At 67.9% G+C, this 16,911-nt stretch carries 17 protein-coding genes; 10 read left to right on the top strand and 7 right to left on the bottom strand.

Going from position 1 to position 16,911, the window contains the following annotated elements; genetic code table 11:
- Window positions 1–209 precede the first annotated feature (209 nt).
- From flgK to ASC79_RS10430, 5 genes are all read left to right on the top strand, one after another.
- Complete coding sequence (flgK, locus tag ASC79_RS10450; RefSeq protein ID WP_056025650.1) at window positions 210–2,306, top strand: flagellar hook-associated protein FlgK; 2,097 nt, start codon at window positions 210–212, stop codon at window positions 2,304–2,306.
- A gap of 12 nt (window positions 2,307–2,318) precedes the next feature.
- Window positions 2,319–3,245, top strand: a complete 927-nt coding sequence (locus tag ASC79_RS10445; protein ID WP_056025647.1) for a flagellin — start codon at window positions 2,319–2,321, stop codon at window positions 3,243–3,245.
- Window positions 3,246–3,302: 57 nt separating this feature from the next.
- The gene (gene mnmA, locus ASC79_RS10440; RefSeq protein ID WP_056025644.1) at window positions 3,303–4,463 is read left to right on the top strand and encodes a tRNA 2-thiouridine(34) synthase MnmA; all 1,161 of its coding nucleotides are present in this window, start codon (window positions 3,303–3,305) and stop codon (window positions 4,461–4,463) included.
- Window positions 4,464–4,526: 63 nt separating this feature from the next.
- The gene (locus tag ASC79_RS10435; RefSeq protein ID WP_056025641.1) at window positions 4,527–5,717 is read left to right on the top strand and encodes an acetyl-CoA C-acyltransferase; all 1,191 of its coding nucleotides are present in this window, start codon (window positions 4,527–4,529) and stop codon (window positions 5,715–5,717) included.
- A 50-nt stretch (window positions 5,718–5,767) separates the two neighbouring features.
- Entirely contained in the window at window positions 5,768–6,043 is a 276-nt protein-coding gene (locus ASC79_RS10430; protein ID WP_056025638.1) for a GNAT family N-acetyltransferase, read from the top strand.
- Here the strand turns inward: ASC79_RS10430 and ASC79_RS10425 are convergent.
- From ASC79_RS10425 to ASC79_RS10410, 4 genes are all read right to left on the bottom strand, one after another.
- Window positions 6,040–6,360 carry a hypothetical protein gene (locus tag ASC79_RS10425; RefSeq protein ID WP_156680005.1) on the bottom strand — a complete coding sequence of 107 codons (321 nt, stop codon included), beginning with the start codon at window positions 6,358–6,360 and terminating at the stop codon, window positions 6,040–6,042. The genes ASC79_RS10430 and ASC79_RS10425 overlap by 4 nt on opposite strands.
- Before the next feature lie 40 nt (window positions 6,361–6,400).
- The gene (locus ASC79_RS10420; protein ID WP_056025632.1) at window positions 6,401–6,691 is read right to left on the bottom strand and encodes a hypothetical protein; all 291 of its coding nucleotides are present in this window, start codon (window positions 6,689–6,691) and stop codon (window positions 6,401–6,403) included.
- A 229-nt stretch (window positions 6,692–6,920) separates the two neighbouring features.
- The gene (gene uvrB / locus ASC79_RS10415; RefSeq protein ID WP_056025795.1) at window positions 6,921–9,164 is read right to left on the bottom strand and encodes an excinuclease ABC subunit UvrB; all 2,244 of its coding nucleotides are present in this window, start codon (window positions 9,162–9,164) and stop codon (window positions 6,921–6,923) included.
- 70 nt (window positions 9,165–9,234) lie between these two features.
- Window positions 9,235–10,362 (bottom strand): alpha/beta fold hydrolase, encoded by a 1,128-nt coding sequence (locus ASC79_RS10410; RefSeq protein WP_056025629.1) that lies wholly within the window; start codon window positions 10,360–10,362, stop codon window positions 9,235–9,237.
- Window positions 10,363–10,405: 43 nt separating this feature from the next.
- Between ASC79_RS10410 and ASC79_RS10405 the strand changes: the two genes are divergently transcribed.
- The 3 genes from ASC79_RS10405 to ASC79_RS10395 are packed head-to-tail and all read left to right on the top strand — an operon-like array spanning window position 10,406 to window position 13,118.
- The gene (locus ASC79_RS10405; protein WP_056025626.1) at window positions 10,406–11,545 is read left to right on the top strand and encodes a beta-ketoacyl-ACP synthase III; all 1,140 of its coding nucleotides are present in this window, start codon (window positions 10,406–10,408) and stop codon (window positions 11,543–11,545) included.
- Complete coding sequence (locus tag ASC79_RS10400) at window positions 11,482–12,204, top strand: iron-containing redox enzyme family protein (protein WP_056025622.1); 723 nt, start codon at window positions 11,482–11,484, stop codon at window positions 12,202–12,204. The genes ASC79_RS10405 and ASC79_RS10400 overlap by 64 nt, the downstream gene beginning before the upstream one ends.
- Entirely contained in the window at window positions 12,201–13,118 is a 918-nt protein-coding gene (locus ASC79_RS10395; protein WP_056025619.1) for a hypothetical protein, read from the top strand. The genes ASC79_RS10400 and ASC79_RS10395 overlap by 4 nt, the downstream gene beginning before the upstream one ends.
- Here ASC79_RS10395 and ASC79_RS10390 read toward each other — a convergent pair.
- Window positions 13,115–13,522: a hypothetical protein gene (locus tag ASC79_RS10390; RefSeq protein WP_056025616.1), complete on the bottom strand. Its 408-nt coding sequence runs from the start codon at window positions 13,520–13,522 to the stop codon at window positions 13,115–13,117. The genes ASC79_RS10395 and ASC79_RS10390 overlap by 4 nt on opposite strands.
- A 203-nt stretch (window positions 13,523–13,725) precedes the next feature.
- Complete coding sequence (locus ASC79_RS10385; protein ID WP_056025613.1) at window positions 13,726–13,908, bottom strand: hypothetical protein; 183 nt, start codon at window positions 13,906–13,908, stop codon at window positions 13,726–13,728.
- Window positions 13,909–14,256: 348 nt separating this feature from the next.
- Here ASC79_RS10385 and ASC79_RS10380 point away from each other — a divergent pair, with 348 nt between their 5' ends.
- On the top strand, window positions 14,257–15,285 hold the full coding sequence (locus ASC79_RS10380) for a cell wall hydrolase (protein WP_056025609.1): 1,029 nt from the start codon (window positions 14,257–14,259) through the stop codon (window positions 15,283–15,285).
- A 91-nt stretch (window positions 15,286–15,376) separates the two neighbouring features.
- A complete protein-coding gene (locus ASC79_RS10375) occupies window positions 15,377–15,940 on the top strand; it encodes a DUF1003 domain-containing protein (protein WP_056025606.1) in 564 nt (187 codons plus the stop codon).
- Here ASC79_RS10375 and ASC79_RS10370 read toward each other — a convergent pair.
- Window positions 15,937–16,878 (bottom strand): GlxA family transcriptional regulator, encoded by a 942-nt coding sequence (locus ASC79_RS10370; RefSeq protein ID WP_056025603.1) that lies wholly within the window; start codon window positions 16,876–16,878, stop codon window positions 15,937–15,939. The two genes, ASC79_RS10375 and ASC79_RS10370, sit on opposite strands and share 4 nt — an antisense overlap.
- Window positions 16,879–16,911 lie beyond the last annotated feature (33 nt).

Here is a 16,911-nt window from a genome sequence, read left to right as displayed (position 1 = left end):
GTCCCTGCCGCCCTGGAAGAAACGCCCTGCCGAGGAGGTGGTCTGCGACTGGCGCCGGTCTTGCGCCGTGTTTTGCAGGTTTGACGAGCTCCAAAATGGATTTCGTTGAAAAGATTGGATTTTTGCATGGCCCTCGCGCGGGCGTTCACCATCATCTCGGCAGATTTGGCCGGGTCGCGCGTCAGGCTTTGCCGGGCGGAGGGTAAACCGTGTCACTGACGGCTATGCTGAAGACGGCTTCGTCCGGGCTGAATGCAGCCCAGATGAACCTGCGCGTCACCTCGGACAACATCGCCAACGTCAACACGCCCGGCTACGTGCGCAAGCAGGTCGACCAGGCCCCTCTGGTCGTCGGCGGCCAGGGCATGGGCGTCGACATCCAGGGAGTGCGGCGGGTCACCGACCAGTATCTCCAGCTGGCCTCGCTGACGGCGTCCTCGGACGCCTCGCGCTGGGACGCCTTCTCGCAGTATCTGGACAACGCGCAGAGCCTGTTCGGCAATCCGGGCAAGGAGACGTTCTACTTCTCGCGCCTGGACCAGATCTTCAACGCCTTCGCGGCGGCGGCCGACGACCCCTCCTCGAGCCTGCTGCGCAGCCAGGGCATCTCGAAGGTCGAGGACTTTCTTACCGAGACCGGCCGCATCAACGCCCAAATCAATGAGCTGGGCGAGACCGTCGATGCGCGCATCTCCTCGAACGTGAACCGCATCAACGATCTGCTGCGGCAGATCAATCAGATGAACGCCGACATCAGCCGCGCCAAGCTGACCAGCGGCGACGCCTCGGGTTCGGAGAACATTCAGAGCCAGTTGGTCGACGAACTCTCGACCCTGATGAACGTGCAGGTCGCCCAGCGCACCAATGGCGGCGTGACGGTCAGATCGGCCGAGGGGCTGCTGCTGGCCGGCGACGGCAAGGCCGCGACGCTCAGCTACAATCGCACCGACGCGACCAAGGGCTACATCGCGGTCGAGCCGGAGGGCGGCGTCGGCTTCCCGCAGCCGATCCAGATCTCGGGCGGCGAGATCCGCGGCCTTATGGACCTGCGCGATACGACGCTTCCGGGCATGTCCGACCAACTGGGCGAGTTCATCTCGCGCACGGTCGAGCAGATCAACGCGGCTCACAACAAGACCACGGCCTCGCCGCCGCCCAAGGCGCTGAACGGCCGCGACACCGGACTCGACCTGCCGACCGCGGTCGGCGGCTTCACCGGCAGAACCACGGTCGCAATCCTTGACAAGGACGGCATCGTCCAGAGCCGCGTCGACATCGACTTCGACGCCGGCACCATGGTTCCTGGCGGGGCGTTCACGCCGGCCAGCTTCCTGACCAGCCTGAACACCGCGATGGGCGGGGCGGCGACGGCCAGCTTCACCGATGGCGCCTTGAGCCTGACGGGGACCGGCGACAACCGGATCGCCATCGAAGAGGGAACGTCGGCCAAGGCCGGCCGCGGCTTCTCGCACTTCTTCGGCCTCAACGACCTCGTCCGCTCCGGCGGGATGATGAGCTACGAGACCGGGCTGCGGGGCACGGACCCGCACGGTTTCACGCCGGGCCAGACGATCAGCTTCCGCCTGGCGCAGGCCGACGGCAAGCCGATCCGCGACATGACCTTCACGGTTCCGCCGGCTCCCGCCAACAGCATGAACGACCTGCTGACGGCGCTGAACGATCCGGTGACCGGCGTCGGCACCAACGGTCAGTTCAGCCTGGACTCCAAGGGCGCGCTCACCTTCAGCGGCTCGGCGCCGCAGAACGCCACGCTTTCGATCACCCAGGACCAGACCCAGCGCGGGGCGTCGGGCCCGTCCATGAGCCAGTTGTTCGGCCTGGGCGTCATCGAGCGCAACGGCCGCGCGAGCCGCTACGACATCGACGCGGCCATCTCGCAGGATCCGATGAAGCTCGGCCTGGCGACGCTCGACCTCTCGGTCGCGGCGGGCAAGCCGGCGGTCACCGCCGGCGACGGCCGCGGCGCAAGGCTGCTGGCCGCGGCGGGCGACGTGACCACCACCTTCTCGCCAGCGGGCACGCTGGGCACGGTCAGCATGACCCTGTCCCGGTATGCCGCCGAGTTTGGCGGCTCCATCGGCCGTCAGGCCGAGGCGGCGGAAAACCGCAAGAGCGCGGCGGAGTCGGTGTCCAACGAGGCCCAGGCGCGCCGCGAGGCGGTCGAGGGCGTGAACGTGGACGAGGAACTCGTCCGACTGACGACTTATCAACAGGCCTTCAACGCTTCCGCCCGCATGATCCAAGCGGCGAAGGAGCTGTTCGACGTCCTGACGAACATGGTTTAACGGAGCCTGACGATGTATCGCGTCACGACCGGCGGCAATTACAGCCTGGTTCTTCGGAACATCATGCTCGCCCAGCAGAAGCAGATGGCTGCGGGCGACAAGGTGGCGACCCAGGAGAACGGGGCGAACCTGAAGGATTACTCGCGCAACGCCGAAATGCTGACGGCGATGCGCTCGGTGGAGACCCGCGTCGGCGGCTATCTCGATCAGAACAAACTGATCGCCGACAAGCTGACCACCCAGGACTTCGCAATGGGCCAGCTGGGCGACGCCGCCGCCTCCACCAAGCAGGCGATCGAAGAGGCCATCGCCACCGGCCGCACCGACACGCTGATGCAGGAAATCGAGGCGCAGTTCCGCAACGCGGTCTCGGCCATGAACTCCCGCTACGGCGGCAAGTACCTGTTCGCCGGCGGCAAGATCGACACCATGCCGGTGACGGCCCAGGCGCTTTCCGACCTCACCAACCCGTTGACGCCGGCGATCGCGGACTTCTTCCAGAACGACGACTTCATCACCGAGCACAAGGTCGACGACGCCACCACGGTGAAGACCGGCATGCTGGCGGACGACCTCGGAACAGACATTCTGCAGGCATACAAGACGCTGCAGGCCTTCCACGAGGCGACACCGTTCGGCGGCACCATGACCGACGCCCAGCGGACGTTCCTGACCGCCGAACTCGCCAGCTGGGACACGGCCTCCAGCGACATCATCGACAAGACGGCTCGCAACGGGATGGTGCAGGCGCGCGTGGAAGACGTGAAGGTCGATCTGACGGCTCGCCAGAACAGCCTGAAGGGCATGATCGGCGACATCGTCGACGCCAACATGCCGCTCGCCTCGGTCGAGCTGGAAAAGGCCACCCTGGCGCTGCAGGCCTCGACCCAGGTGTTCATCACCCTGCGCGATTCTTCGCTGCTGAACGCCCTGCGGTAAGGCGCGATGACGGGGGCGCCCTCGCAAATCGGGGCGCCAACCGCTACATAGCCCGCCATGAACGCGCTTTTCGCAGACACAGCCGTGGAAGCTGCACGCGCCGCCGTGGGCCTGAAGCCCGGCGCGCGGGTGGTCGCGGCCATGTCCGGTGGAGTGGACTCCACGGTCACCGCCGCCCTGCTGGCGAGGGCCGGCTATAACGTCGTGGGCGTGACGCTGCAGCTCTACGACCACGGCGCGGCGATCCAGAAGAAGGGCGCCTGCTGCGCGGGCCAGGACATCCACGACGCGCGGACCGCCGCCGACGTCATCGGAATCCCGCACTACGTCCTCGACTATGAAAGCAAGTTCAAGCAGCAGGTCATCGAGGACTTCGCCGACGCTTACCTGCGCGGCGAGACGCCGATCCCCTGCATCCGCTGCAATCAGACAGTGAAGTTCCGTGACCTGCTGGACGTCGCCCGCGACCTGGGCGCCGAGGCCATGGCCACGGGGCATTACGTGCAGCGCGCCGAGGTTCCGGGCGGGGCGCAGTTGATGCGCGCGGCGGACCCGGCTCGCGACCAGAGCTACTTCCTGTTCGCGACCACGCGCGAGCAACTCGACTTCCTGCGCTTCCCGCTGGGCGGTCTGCCCAAGCCCGAGGTGCGGCGGGTGGCTGCGGAACTGGGACTGGCGGCGGCCGACAAGCCTGACAGTCAGGACATCTGCTTCGTGCCGGAAGGCCGATACACGACCATCATCGACCGCCTGCGCCCGCACGGCGCGGAGGCGGGCGAGGTCGTGCACATGGACGGCAGGGTGCTGGGACGCCACGAAGGCGTCACCCGCTACACGATCGGCCAGCGGCGCGGCCTCAACATCGCGGTCGGCGATCCGCTGTTCGTGGTGAAGATCGACGCCGACAAGCGCCAGGTTGTGGTTGGACCGCGCGAGGCGCTGCTGACCAGCGCGCTGACGCTGAAGGAAACCAACTGGCTGGGCGAGGGCGACGACATGGCCGCTGCGGCCGGCCGGCCGGTGCTGGCGCGCGTGCGCTCGACCCGTGAGCCGGTGGCCGGCAAGCTGTCGGTGCGTGGTGGAGACATCGCCGTGGAGCTCGACACGCCAGAAGAAGGCGTCGCGCCGGGGCAAGCCTGCGTACTCTACGCGCCGGAACAGCCGGACCGCGTGCTCGGCGGCGGGTTCATTTCCGGGACGGTGCGCGCCCTCGGCTGACAGCTGCGGGCCTGACGCTGCGGGAGCATTTCATTTCGCCAGGCGGAGAATTATATCGGCGGCATGACCCAATCCGCCGATCCCGTCGTCATCGCCGCCTATGCCCGCACCCCGATGGGGAGCTTCCAGGGCTCGCTGAGCGCGCTCAAGGCCACTGAACTGGGCGCCGCCGCCGTGCGTGCCGCGGTCGAACGGGCCGGGGTGTCGCCCGAGGCTGTCGAGCAGATCTTCATGGGCTGCGTGTTGCCGGCGGGGCTCGGCCAGGCGCCGGCGCGCCAGGCGGCGCTGGGCGCTGGCCTGCCGAAATCGGTCGAGGCGACGACCCTGAACAAGATGTGCGGATCGGGCATGCAGGCCGCGATCATGGCGCATGACGCCCTGGCGGCCGGCAGCGCCGACATCATCGTGGCCGGCGGCATGGAGAGCATGACCAACGCGCCGTACCTGCTGAACAAGCACCGCGGCGGCGCCCGGATCGGTCACGACACGGCGTTCGACCACATGTACCTGGACGGCCTGGAAGACGCCTACGAGCCTGGCCGGCTCATGGGCTCGTTCGCCGACGAGACGGCGCGCGCCTATCAGTTCACCCGCGAGGCGATGGACGAGTTCGCGATCTCGTCGCTGGCCCGCGCCCGGGCGGCGACCGAGAGCGGGGCCTTCGCCCGCGAAATCGCCCCGGTGCAGGTGACCACTCGCAAAGGGACCGAGACGGTCTCCACTGACGAGCAGCCATTGAAGGCCGACCCGGCCAAGATCCCGACCCTGAAGCCGGCTTTCGGCAAAGACGGGGCGATCACCGCGGCGAACGCCTCTTCGATTTCGGACGGCGCAGCGGCGTTGGTGATGACCAGGGCTTCGGTGGCCGAGAAGCTGGGCCTGAAGGTCGTGGCCAGGGTGGTGAGCCACGCGGCTCATGCTCATGAGCCGGGCTTGTTCACCACCGCTCCGGTCCCGGCGATGCAGAAGGCCCTCAAGAAGGCCGGATGGAGCGTCGAGGACGTCGATCTGTTCGAGGTCAACGAGGCGTTCGCGGTGGTGGCGATGATCGCCGAGCGCGATCTGGGCATCGACCGCGCCAAGCTGAACGTCAACGGCGGCGCCTGCGCCCTGGGCCACCCCATCGGCGCCAGCGGCGCGCGTATCCTGGCGACCCTGATCGCGGCGCTGGAGGCGCGCGGGGGCAGGCGCGGACTGGCCAGCCTCTGCATCGGCGGCGGCGAGGCGACGGCCATGGCGGTTGAACTGGTCTGACCGCGCGCTGAGGAGGTGGACCAATCCTCGGTTGGGGGCGTTAGGCTACGATGAGCAATGAACTCCGAGACAACGAAGCCGAGCAGCGCTTCGAGATGACCGAGCAGGGCATGACATCATGGGCCGACTACCGGCTCTCAGGGGATCGCCTGTTCATCGACCATGTCGAGAGCCCGGTTCCCTTGCGCGGTACCGGCGCGTCCGGTCGCCTGATGGCGGCGCTGGCCGCGAACGCGCGCGAGCGGGACTTGAAGATCGTGCCGATCTGCGGGTTCGCGGCCGCATGGCTGCGGCGCAGCCACGAGTTCCGCGGCCTGCTGGCCTAGCTGCGGCCGACGAGCGCGCGGATCGTATTGCCGTTGGCCTCGCAATCGGCGGCCATGCGGCGGGCGATCTCGCGAACCCCGACCGGATAGGCTTCGCCGCCGTCGGCGACCTCCGCAGACAACCGTTCGACCTCGGCGATCGCAGTTTCGAGCGCGATGATGTGCTCGCGGGCCAGGTTCTTGGCCTGGGCCTGCAATCGGCGAATCCTGTCCGCGACGCTCGGCGCCGCTGCGACGGCGGTTTGATTGTCGGCCACAACGCTGAGGGCCGTTGACGCACGCATCCGAGTAACCATCTGGCGCTCCCAAAGCTGCACAGTCTGTGACCTGTGCTGCATGAGAGGCGCCAAAGTCGGGTCAGGCGCGCGAGGAGATCGCCTCGAGGGTCTGGACCTTGGCTTCGCAGTCTTCCGCCATCCGCCGGGCGAGGTCGCGGACGCCGGCCGGATAGGCCTCGCCGCCCTCGGCGATCTCGGCGGACAGCCGCTCGACCTCGATCAAGGCGACGCCCAGCGCGTGGACATGCTCGCGCGCCAGCGACTTGGCCTCGGCCTGCAGCCGGCGAATGCGTTCTGATAGGTCACGGCCGGTAAGCGGCTTGGTCTTGTCGGCCGAGTTGTCGGCCACCACGGAAAGCGGAGGCGTCATGGGATCATCCCCAGGAAGAGCGTCATGCCCGCGGCCCCCGTCGGACCGCGTCGACAGCGCTCCCCATCCGACGGACTCTACGCGCGAAGCGGGGCCGTGGTTCCGGGCCTCCAGAAGTTAACGATATCGTCTTTCGTACTGTGGAGTTTGGGTTACAGGCGTGCGGTCAAGCCGGCGCCACGCTCGGTTGTTTTGGCAGTGGGAACAAGGGCTTATCCCTATTGCGGAGCTAGCGTTTCCCCTTGCGGAACCGCTCTTGGCTCTCGGCCCGCGCCTCGGCCCGGACCTTCTTGACCACCTCGCGATCGGCGGTCTCGCCCTCGCCGGTGAGGGCGTCGTTTGCGAATTCCAGGTCGAGCAGTTTGAGGCGCTTGATCTCGTCGCGCAGGCGCGCGGCGGTCTCGAACTCCAGGTCCGCGGCGGCCTGGCGCATCTTGGCCTCGAGGTCGCGGAGGGTGGCCTTGAAGTTGTCGCCGAGGAACGGCTTGCCGGCGTCCTCGGCCACGCCGACCGGGACCAGCACGCGATCCTTCTCGTACGGGCTGGCGAGGATTTCCTTGATCTGGCTCTTGACGCTCTCAGGCGTGATGCCGTGCTCGAGGTTGTACTGCTCCTGCTTCTCGCGGCGGCGCTGGGTCTCGGCCATGGCCCGTTCCATCGAGCCGGTGATGTGGTCAGCGTAGAGGATGACCTTGCCGTCCACGTTCCGCGCGGCGCGGCCGATGGTCTGGATCAGCGAGGTTTCCGAGCGCAGGAAGCCTTCCTTGTCGGCGTCGAGGATGGCGACCAATCCCACTTCGGGGATGTCGAGGCCCTCGCGCAGCAGGTTGATGCCGATCAGCACGTCGAAGGCGCCGAGCCGCAGGTCGCGGATGATCTCGATGCGCTCCATGGTGTCGATGTCGGAGTGCATGTAGCGCACGCGCAGGCCCTGCTCGTGCATGTACTCGCTGAGGTCCTCGGCCATCTTCTTGGTCAGGACGGTGATCAGGGTGCGGTAGCCCTTGGCGATGGTGTCGCGGGCCTCGGCGATGACGTCGTCGACCTGGCTGTGATTGTCCTTGGAGACCGGACGCACCTCGACCGGCGGATCGATCAGGCCGGTGGGCCGGATGACCTGCTCGGCGAAGACGCCGCCGGATCGCTCCAGCTCCCAGGCTGCGGGCGTCGCCGAGACGTTGACCGTCTGCGGCCGCATGGCGTCCCACTCTTCGAACTTGAGCGGGCGGTTGTCGAGGCAGGAGGGCAGGCGGAAGCCGTACTCGGCCAGGGTGAACTTGCGGCGATAGTCGCCCCGGTACATCGCGCCGATCTGCGGCACCGCCTGGTGGCTCTCGTCGATGAAGAGCAGGGCGTTCTCGGGAATGTACTCGAAGAAGGTCGGCGGCGGCTCGCCGGTGCGGCGGCCGGACAGGTAGCGGCTGTAGTTCTCGATGCCGGCGCACGAGCCGGTGGCCTGGATCATCTCCAGGTCGAAGGTGGTGCGCTGTTCCAGCCGCTGGGCTTCGAGCAGCTTGCCGTTGGCGACCAGCCAGTCCAGCCGTTCCTTCAACTCGTCGCGGATCTGGATGACCGCCTGGTTGAGCGTCGGCCGCGGCGTGACGTGGTGGCTGTTGGCGTAGATCTTGATGCCTTCGAGATCGGCGGTCTTCTTGCCGGTCAGCGGATCGAACTCGCTGATGGCCTCGACCTCGTCGCCGAAGAGCGAGATGCGCCAGGCGCGGTCCTCGTAGTGGGCGGGGAAGACCTCGATGGTGTCGCCGCGGCGGCGGAACGAGCCGCGCTCGAAGGCGGCGTCGTTGCGCTTGTATTGAAGGGCCACGAGGTCGGCCATCAGCTGCTTCTCGTCGAGCCGCTGGCCGGGCTCGACGGTGAAGGTCATGGCCGTATAGGTCTCGACCGAGCCGATACCGTAGATGCAGGAGACCGAGGCCACGACGATGACGTCGTCGCGCTCCAGGATCGCGCGGGTGGCCGAGTGGCGCATCCGGTCGATCTGCTCGTTAATCGACGAGTCCTTCTCGATGTAGGTGTCGGTCCGCGGCACGTAGGCCTCGGGCTGGTAGTAGTCGTAGTACGAGACGAAGAACTCGACGGCGTTCTCGGGGAAGAAGGCCTTGAATTCGGAATAGAGCTGGGCGGCCAGGGTCTTGTTGGGCGCGAGGATCAGCGCCGGGCGCTGGGTCTCCTCGATGACCTTGGCCATGGTGAAGGTCTTGCCCGAGCCGGTGACGCCCAGGAGCACCTGGTCCTGCTCGCGCCCCTCCAGGCCGGCCACGAGGTCGGCGATGGCGGTCGGCTGGTCGCCGGCGGGCTGGAAGTCGCTGACCAGCTTGAATCGCCTGCCGCCCTCCGACTTCGCGGGGCGCGCGGGCCGGTGCGGCTTCCACAGCATCGGCATGGCGGTTTCGTCGTAGTCGAAGCTCGCCGACATGTCGGCGACGCCAGGACCGGGATCGGCGGAGCGGGGCATGGACGTCAAGGTAGGATCGTTCATGGCCCGATGCTAGCCGGGCAGGGCGCCAGAAACTGTCAGCAGAGTGTCAGTCGGTCCGCAGAAGCGCCGGGAGGTTGGCCTTCAGCGTCGCCAGGAACGCGTCGGGCATCAGCAGGATGGCGTTGTGGCCTCCGCCGGGGATGATCGCCCAGCGTTTGGCGGGGGCCTGGATTTTCTCGAAATAGGCGGCCGCCAGCGTGGTCGGCGTCTGGATGTCCTCGTCCCCCTGGATGATCAGGACGGGAACGGGGATGGCGGGCGCCGGGGTGTCGTCGCTGTAGGCCATGAGCCCGTCGAGCATGTGCGTGGTCGTGTGGCGTCCGGCCCCGACCCAGTCGCCGAGCTGACGCAGGCTGTAGCCAGGTGCGAGCAGCAGGCGTGTCAGCATCTTCGGCATCATGCCGCGTTCGCTGGCGGGCGGATGCGCCATCAGGATCTTGCGTTCGGCCAGCAGCGTCTTGACGCCGGCGTAGGGGGGAGGGCCGAGGGCGCGCAGGCGGGCCAGGGCCTTGTGCGCGCCGCGGGCCTCCAGGCGCTCGGACAGGCCCTGATAGCCGACCGCCTCGTTGGCGGCCATGTCGACCACCTGTCCGGCCCCGATATAGGCCTGGAAGAGATCGGGACGGCGGCGGGCCATCTCCACGCCGAGCACCGAGCCCCAGGAGACGCCCAGCAGGATCGCGCTGTCCTGGCCAAGCTGGCGCAGGGCGTGCTCCACCACCGCGATCCCGTCACCGGCGATACGGCCCAGCGAGAGCTCACCGCCGCCCTTCTCCCCGTGGCGGCCGAAGGTGCGGCCTGCTCCGGGCTGATCCCACTGGACCACGGTGAAGTCGCGCTCCCAGGCGCGAAACGCATCATAGCCGAGCGGCAGGAACGACGTGCCAGGACCGCCGTGCAGCAGGACCAGCACAGGATTGGCAAGGCTTTCGCCGCGGATCGAGATCCACTGATCCATGCCGCCGATCGAGACGAAGCCCGCCTCGTCGATCCCGGGCGGGACGAGAATCGCCTGGCGGCGCCGGGCGCCGGCCCGCGCCTTGGCTAACCAGAGGGCGAAACCTGCGACAAGCACGACGAACAGCACGGCGATGGACGTCAAGGGAACCTCGCAAACGTCAACGCCAAGCTTGTACGACGAGACCGCCGCCGCTTCGAGACCCACGCGGATCATCCGATGCTCGACGACGGCGTGCGGCTGTGGCCATCGTGCGGCGATGACTGAGCTGTCCGACGTCTACATCACTGGCACGGGCGCGTTCCTGCCGGGCGCGCCGATCCCCGTCGCGCGCATGGAAGACCATCTGGGCCTGATCGGCGGCCGCGCCAGCCTGCTGGGGCGGCGGGCGCTGCGCTGGAACGGGGTGGAGACGCGGCACTACGCACTGGACGACCAGGGGCGTGCGACCCATTCCAACGCGGGCATGTGCGCCCTGGCCGTGCGCGCCGCGCTGGACGACGCCGGCCTGGGGCCCGAAGATCTGACCTATCTCGCGGCGGCGACGACGCAGGGCGACTACCTGGTGCCCGGCCATGCGGCCAACGTCCACGGCGAGCTCGGGGCCGGTCCCTTGGAGATCGCCAGCTTTCAGTCCGTGTGCGGCTCGTCGCTGATGGCGGCCAAGGCGGCGTGGCTGTCGGTGCGCGCGGGAGAGCATGCGGTGGCGGTCGCCGGAGCCAGCGAGTTCTCGTCGCGCTGGTTCCGCCCAAGCTTTTACGAAGGCACGGCGCTGGTGGACGAGAAGGGCCGGTTGCGGGCTGAGGCCGACTATCTGCGCTTCACTCTGTCCGACGGGGCCGGTGCGGTGGTGATGGAGCCTCGGCCGCGACCGGAGGGGCTGAGCCTGAGGGTGAAGTTCATCGATCTGGTCTCGCTGGCCGACCGGTTCGATCCCTGCATGTGGGCCGGCGCCTCAGTCGAGCGACGCACCGACCCGTTGGCGACCTGGTCGTTCGCGGGCCCCGCCGAGGCCCATGCTCAGGGCGCCGTGGCGCTACTGCAGGACTTCGAGCTGCTTAAGCGGGTGATCCGCGCCTGGGTCGGGGTCTACCTCGGCAAGGTGGACGACGGGCGGATCGTGCCGGGCGAAATCGACCATCTGCTGTGCCACTACTCGGCTCGGTCGCTGCGTGAGGAGATCGTCTCGCTGCTGGAGGCGACGGCCGGGATGGTTCCGGAGGCCAAGTGGTTCTCCAATCTGGCCAGCGTCGGCAACATCGGCTCGGCCTCGATCTGGGTCATGCTGGAGGAATTCATGCGGTCAGGGCGCCTGAAGCCGGGCGAGCAAGTGCTTTGCGTCGTGCCCGAGAGCGGCCGCGCCTTCGTGGGTTTCATGCTGCTGGAAGCGCTCGGATGAACGACGTCAGTGACGTGATGCGGCGGCTGGCGGTCGTCTTCACCGAGTTCGAGGGGCGGCTGGAGCAGACGCCGTTGATCCGCAGGCTCACGCGCGGACGGTTCGTCCTGGACGACTACCAGGCGTTCCTGAGCGGCCTTCGCCAGCAGGTGAAGGACGGGGCGCTCTGGATGTCGCGCGCGGCCTCCAATATCGACGAGGAGCACCTTGAGCTGCGTTCGATCCTGATGCGCCATGCGGTGACCGAGCATCGCGACTTCCGTCTGCTCGAAGCGGACTATGTCGCTTCCGGCGGCGAGCTCGCCGCAATCCAGGGCGCGGAGAAGAACATCGGTTCGGAGGCGCTGTCGGCCTGGATGTTCCACGAGGCGTCGAAGCCCAACCCGTTCGGCCTGCTGGGCGCAATGTGGATCATCGAGGGGCTGGGCTCGATCAAGGCGGCGGAGTGGGGCGCGCTGGCCCGAAAGACGCTCGACCTGCCCGAGCATGCCGTCCGCTTCCTGCTCTATCACGGTGAGAACGACGCCGAGCACATCAAGGAGTTCGAGGAGATGCTGGGGCTGGTCTTGCCGGACGCCGAGACCGCGGAGCGCATCGTCAAGACCGCCCGCGTGACGGCGCGGCTGTACGCGCTCCAGATCGAGGAGATCACGGCGTGAGCGCGGTCGACTTCGATCTGACCAAGTACGATCCGCGCGATCCCGATCCTTGGCTGGCGCTCTATCTGGACCAGGGCCTGCCCATCGCGCCCGAGGCCAAGTCGGCGCTGCTGCGCGGCAACCGCTCGTGGTCGCGGCGCTGGCTGTTTCCGATCACTCGGCCCGCTGTGTTCGCGTTCTTCATCCTGGTGAAGATCCTTCGGGGGCTCTCGCCGCACCATCCGAACATGAACGGGGCGCTGCACCGGCTGATCCACTGGGGGCTGCGGAACTTCGCGACGCCCGACGCCAATACGCTGATCCTGCGCCACTTCCACATCGGCACCGAACTGCTGGCCTTCATCAAGGCGAACGCTGGACCAGTCGAGGTGGAGACCGTCCCGCTGAGGCCGCGCACGTTGAAGGATCTGGAGGACAACGTCTTCCTGCAGCACGATCTCAACATCTTCAATTTCATCATCCAGCTCAGCGCCAGCCTGCGCGCGCAGGGGCGCGACCTGGCGCCGGTCGAGCGGCCCGACTTCTCGATGATCTCGGACGAACCGTTCGACCTCGCGCCGCTGCCGAAGGGGCGGTTCAACTTTGCCGACGTGCAGACGGCCATCGAGGCCTACACCCCGCTCTATGCGCTGCTGCTGCCGCGGGCCGACTTCGTGCGGGCGGCCCAGTCGCTGCAGTTGGACGAGACCATCGCGATCTACATCGGCAAGATCCTGGGCACCGACTACCACATGGCGTTCGTGAAGAACGGCCACCCGATGGTGCCGCTCTCAACCCTTACCGCTGGGCACAGACTGATGATGCACGGCCTCGACTGCGAGGCGTTCCATGGCTGGCTGCGGTTGCTGAAGCAGCGGCAAGCGATGGGGCTCAGCCTCGATCCGCGCAATCCGATCGGCGCGACGCCGGGCTAGCGTTCGGCGCGCTGAGCGCGGCGCTCAAGCGCCTCGCACTTGGCGGGAGTGACCTGCGGCCAGGGGCCTGGGTCTCCGCCGATTCTGCGGAACGCTTCTTCCTGGGTGATCCGGTCTTGCGCAGCCAACTGGTCGACAGCGCGGTCGGCGAAGGCGCGGCCGGACCGCATGGCGCTGTCGAACTGAGCCCGCGCGGCGGCGTCTTCACGGCGGGCGAGCGTCGTGCGCGCGCCGCTGGTCGAGACGCTGGTCGCATCACGGCCCCAGTTGGCGGTGGGGAAGGCGGGGGTGGCGCGCAGATAGCGTTGCATGGCGCAGGCTTGCTGCACGCGCCAGCTTGGCGCGGCGGCGGCGGGCGACGCTAGCCCGACCGTGATGGTCAGCAAGATGGCGTACTTCAACATCAGCGTCAGTTTGAGATCAGAAATGGGGCGCGTCCGTGGCGAACCTCGCCTTACGCGCAACGTGGCATGGGCCACGGCCGTTAACCAGACCCCCGTTCGCCGAACGGGAGCCGAAAACGGGCGCGCGCCGCGTCAGACAGGCTTGGCCCGCCCTCGCGGCGCGCAGGTGATCCAATCCGGGGGGAGAGGATCCTGTCGCTAGACTACTTGTCAGCCGCCTTGCTGACGGCGGTGCCGGCGGCGGCGCCAGCCACCGCTCCGACCGGGCCGCCGACCACGGCGCCGGCGGCGGCGCCGGTGGCGGCGCGCTGCTCGACGTTGTGGCCGCAGGCGGCCAGCGTCACGGCCAAGCCGGCCGCCGCTAGCAGGGTGAGGGTCTTGCGCATCAGCAGTACGTCTCCGCGTGTGAAAGCTTCGCAGCAGGAACGGCGGGACCTGTTCGCGGTTCCGTGCGCGGGCCTCCGTCGTTAACGAAACCTGAAAAAAATCCCATGGTGCGACGCAATAGCGCCTTGCGAATCCTCTCGGCGATGGTCATAAACCACCTCAACTTCGCCGTAGCCTGTCACTCCACGTGTAATCGACGGGCTCTTGGTCACACGCCGCCAGCATGAGCAGGGGCGATCGTGACGACGATGTCGGGGGGCGCTTACGCCCTCGCCACACGGGACACGATCTTCTTGAATTTAAACAGTAAGACTCGCGCCGATTGGCGTGCGTCGACATGCGCCGCATTGATCGGTTCAGGCATTGGCCTGGCCCTGGGCGCGACATACATGGCCGGCGGCATGGCCCGCACAGCCACGGACGACGCTCGCAACGCGCGTCTCGCTCAAGCCGCCGCCGGTGGTTTCTCCGAGGCCACGCTGAACACCGCGGCCATGGATCCGGGCGTCCTGCGGGTCGCCAGCCGCCATGACCCGCTGACCATCAGCGGTGCGGCCCAACGCGATCGTCAGAACGCCATTCTCGCTGCGCGCCTGGAAAAGGCGCCTCAAGCCGCGGCGACCATTCCGCTTCGCGGCGTCATCGACGCGGCGGCCCTGCCCACTGTGGCTCCGATGCGGCTCGTCGGGGCCCTGGAGACGTCGCGTGAGTTGGAGTGCCTGACCCAGGCGGTCTATTTCGAGGCCCGCGGCGAGACCCCTTCCGGACAGGCCGCCGTCGCTCAGGTAGTGCTTAACCGCGTACGCCATCCTTCGTTCCCGAGCAGCGTCTGCGGCGTCGTCTTCCAGGGCGCAGGCAAGCGTGTCGGGTGCCAGTTCAGCTTCGCCTGCGACGGCTCGATGCGTCGTGGCCGCGAGACTGCGGCCTGGACCCGGGCGCAGAAGGTCGCCTCGCGGGCCCTGTCGGGCTCGGTGATGGCTTCGATTGGCGACGCCACGCACTTCCACACCACCAACGTCGCCCCGAACTGGGGTCCGCGCCTCGTGCGCACGGCCCACGTGGGCATGCACGTCTTCTATCGTCTGGGACGCGGCGGCGGTTCGGCGCCGAAGGCGCAGGATCGCGTGCTCTACGCCAGCTACGCCGCCAGCCCGTCGCCGGCCTCGATCGAGGTGGCCGACGACATGCGCGCGGCGCTGTTGAAGACCGACCGCAAGACCGATACGGCCCCCACAGCCGAAAAGGCCGCAGAGCTGGTCAAGGACGCCGACAGCGCCAGGACCGCCCCGCAGGTGCTGCCCATCGCGGCCCATCCCGCCAACGTCCCGTCGCAACGGCCGGTAGCCGAGGCCGACGCCATGGTCGGCGACGACTGACCCGTCGCTGACACCAGCGTTCTCCTCGCGCTCGCCTTGAGTCATGCTCGCTTCGCCGCGGGCAGGGCCGGGGCGAGCGGGAGGTGACGAGATGACCGATGCGACGGCGCGAGACGAGCTGGCGCGTGGGCTGCTGAATTGCGCCTATGACGACCTCAATCCGGTCCAGAAGAGCGTCATCGACCTGATCGTCACCGAGACCCCTAGCCATGGGCCAGGGGCGACTCACGACGATGAGCGCCGCTTCGGCGAGCGCCTGGCTGACCGCGTGGCGGCGTTCGGGGGCTCCTGGGCCTTCATCGTCGGCTTCGGCGTCGCCCTGCTGCTGTGGATGGGATGGAATGTCGCCACCAGGTCGCTGCACCTGTCCTTCGACCCCTATCCCTTCATCTTCCTGAACCTCTTGCTCTCGACCCTGGCGGCCTTGCAGGCGCCGGTGATCATGATGAGCCAGAACCGGCAGGCGGTGACCGACCGCAAGGCAGCCGAGTACGACTATGTGGTCAACCTGCGCGCCGAGCTGGAAATCCTGCGCCTGCATGACAAGCTGGACACCCTGAACGGGCCTCAGTTGATGGCCCTCGTTGTCCAGCAGAACGACCGCCTTGAGCGGCTCACGCGCGAGGTTGCGGCGCTGTCAGGCGCGCGGCGCTAGGTTCGGGCTGTCCGCCGCAGCGCCTGCGGCGGCTGGCCGAAGGCGCGCAGGAAAGCCCGCCGCATGCGCTCGGGATCGCCGAAGCCGGTGAGATCGGCGACTCGATCGATCGGTTCGGCTGAGTTTTCCACTCGCTCGCGGGCGGTCTCCAGGCGCAGGCGCTCCACGGCCTTGGCCGGGGTCATGCCGGTCTCGGCCGCGAAGGCGCGGGCGAAGTGGCGCGGGCTCATGGCCGCCTGGTCGGCCAGCCGCTCGACGCTGAGCGGCTCGGCCAGCCGCTCGCGCATCCAGTCGAGCAGCGTAGCGAAGCGCCCGCCCTGGCCGCCCATTTCCAGCAAGGCTGAAAACTGGGACTGCCCGCCCGGCCGGCGGTGATAGACGACAAGTTGCTGGGCGACGGCGCGCGCGAGGTCTTCGCCCAGGTCCTCGGCGATCAGCGCTAGCGACAGGTCGATGCCGGCGGTGATCCCCGCCGAAGACCAGACGTTTCCGTCGCGGACGAAGATGCGATCGGGCTCCAGCCGCACCTTGGGGTAACGGCGCGCGAAGTCAGGGCAGCGCTGCCAGTGGGTGGTCGCGCGCCGATCGTCCAGCAATCCAGCCTCGGCCAGGATGTAGGCGCCGGAGCAGACGCTGGCAGTGCGTCGCGCCTGGCTGGAGGCCCGGCGCACCCAATCGAGGGTTCGGTCGCAGATCGCCGGTGTCCGTGTGCCTTCGCCGCCGACGACGACCAATGTATCCAGCGACTCTTCCGACAGGGGGGCGGCGATCACCTGCAGGCCCGAGCTCGACGCGACCGGTCCCGGATCACGCGCCATGATGCGCAACTCGTAGGCGCCGGGGACAAATCGGGCCGCGATCTCGAACGCAGCGATGGGGCCGGTGGCGTCGAGGACCTGGAAGTCCGGAAAGACCAGGAAGCCGATCGCGCGGGTCATGACGTAAAACGAGGGATGTTTGTCATTTCTGCC

The sequence above is a fragment of the Phenylobacterium sp. Root1290 genome, assembly GCF_001425305.1.
Lineage (GTDB): Bacteria > Pseudomonadota > Alphaproteobacteria > Caulobacterales > Caulobacteraceae > Phenylobacterium.
This window is presented reverse-complemented; position numbering and strand designations above follow the sequence as displayed.

Bases quoted from the DNA above. Each gene is read 5' to 3' on its own strand.
- ASC79_RS10390 (WP_056025616.1), bottom strand. From the start codon at position 13,522: ATGTTGAAGTACGCCATCTTGCTGACCATCACGGTCGGGCTAGCGTCG.
- ASC79_RS10405 (WP_056025626.1), top strand. From the start codon at position 10,406: ATGACTGAGCTGTCCGACGTCTACATCACTGGCACGGGCGCGTTCCTG.
- ASC79_RS10435 (WP_056025641.1), top strand. From the start codon at position 4,527: ATGACCCAATCCGCCGATCCCGTCGTCATCGCCGCCTATGCCCGCACC.
- ASC79_RS10385 (WP_056025613.1), bottom strand. From the start codon at position 13,908: ATGCGCAAGACCCTCACCCTGCTAGCGGCGGCCGGCTTGGCCGTGACG.
- uvrB (WP_056025795.1), bottom strand. From the start codon at position 9,164: ATGCCCCGCTCCGCCGATCCCGGTCCTGGCGTCGCCGACATGTCGGCG.
- ASC79_RS10375 (WP_056025606.1), top strand. From the start codon at position 15,377: ATGACCGATGCGACGGCGCGAGACGAGCTGGCGCGTGGGCTGCTGAAT.
- ASC79_RS10370 (WP_056025603.1), bottom strand. From the start codon at position 16,878: ATGACCCGCGCGATCGGCTTCCTGGTCTTTCCGGACTTCCAGGTCCTC.
- ASC79_RS10430 (WP_056025638.1), top strand. From the start codon at position 5,768: ATGAGCAATGAACTCCGAGACAACGAAGCCGAGCAGCGCTTCGAGATG.
- ASC79_RS10420 (WP_056025632.1), bottom strand. From the start codon at position 6,691: ATGACGCCTCCGCTTTCCGTGGTGGCCGACAACTCGGCCGACAAGACC.
- mnmA (WP_056025644.1), top strand. From the start codon at position 3,303: ATGAACGCGCTTTTCGCAGACACAGCCGTGGAAGCTGCACGCGCCGCC.
- ASC79_RS10445 (WP_056025647.1), top strand. From the start codon at position 2,319: ATGTATCGCGTCACGACCGGCGGCAATTACAGCCTGGTTCTTCGGAAC.
- ASC79_RS10410 (WP_056025629.1), bottom strand. From the start codon at position 10,362: ATGATCCGCGTGGGTCTCGAAGCGGCGGCGGTCTCGTCGTACAAGCTT.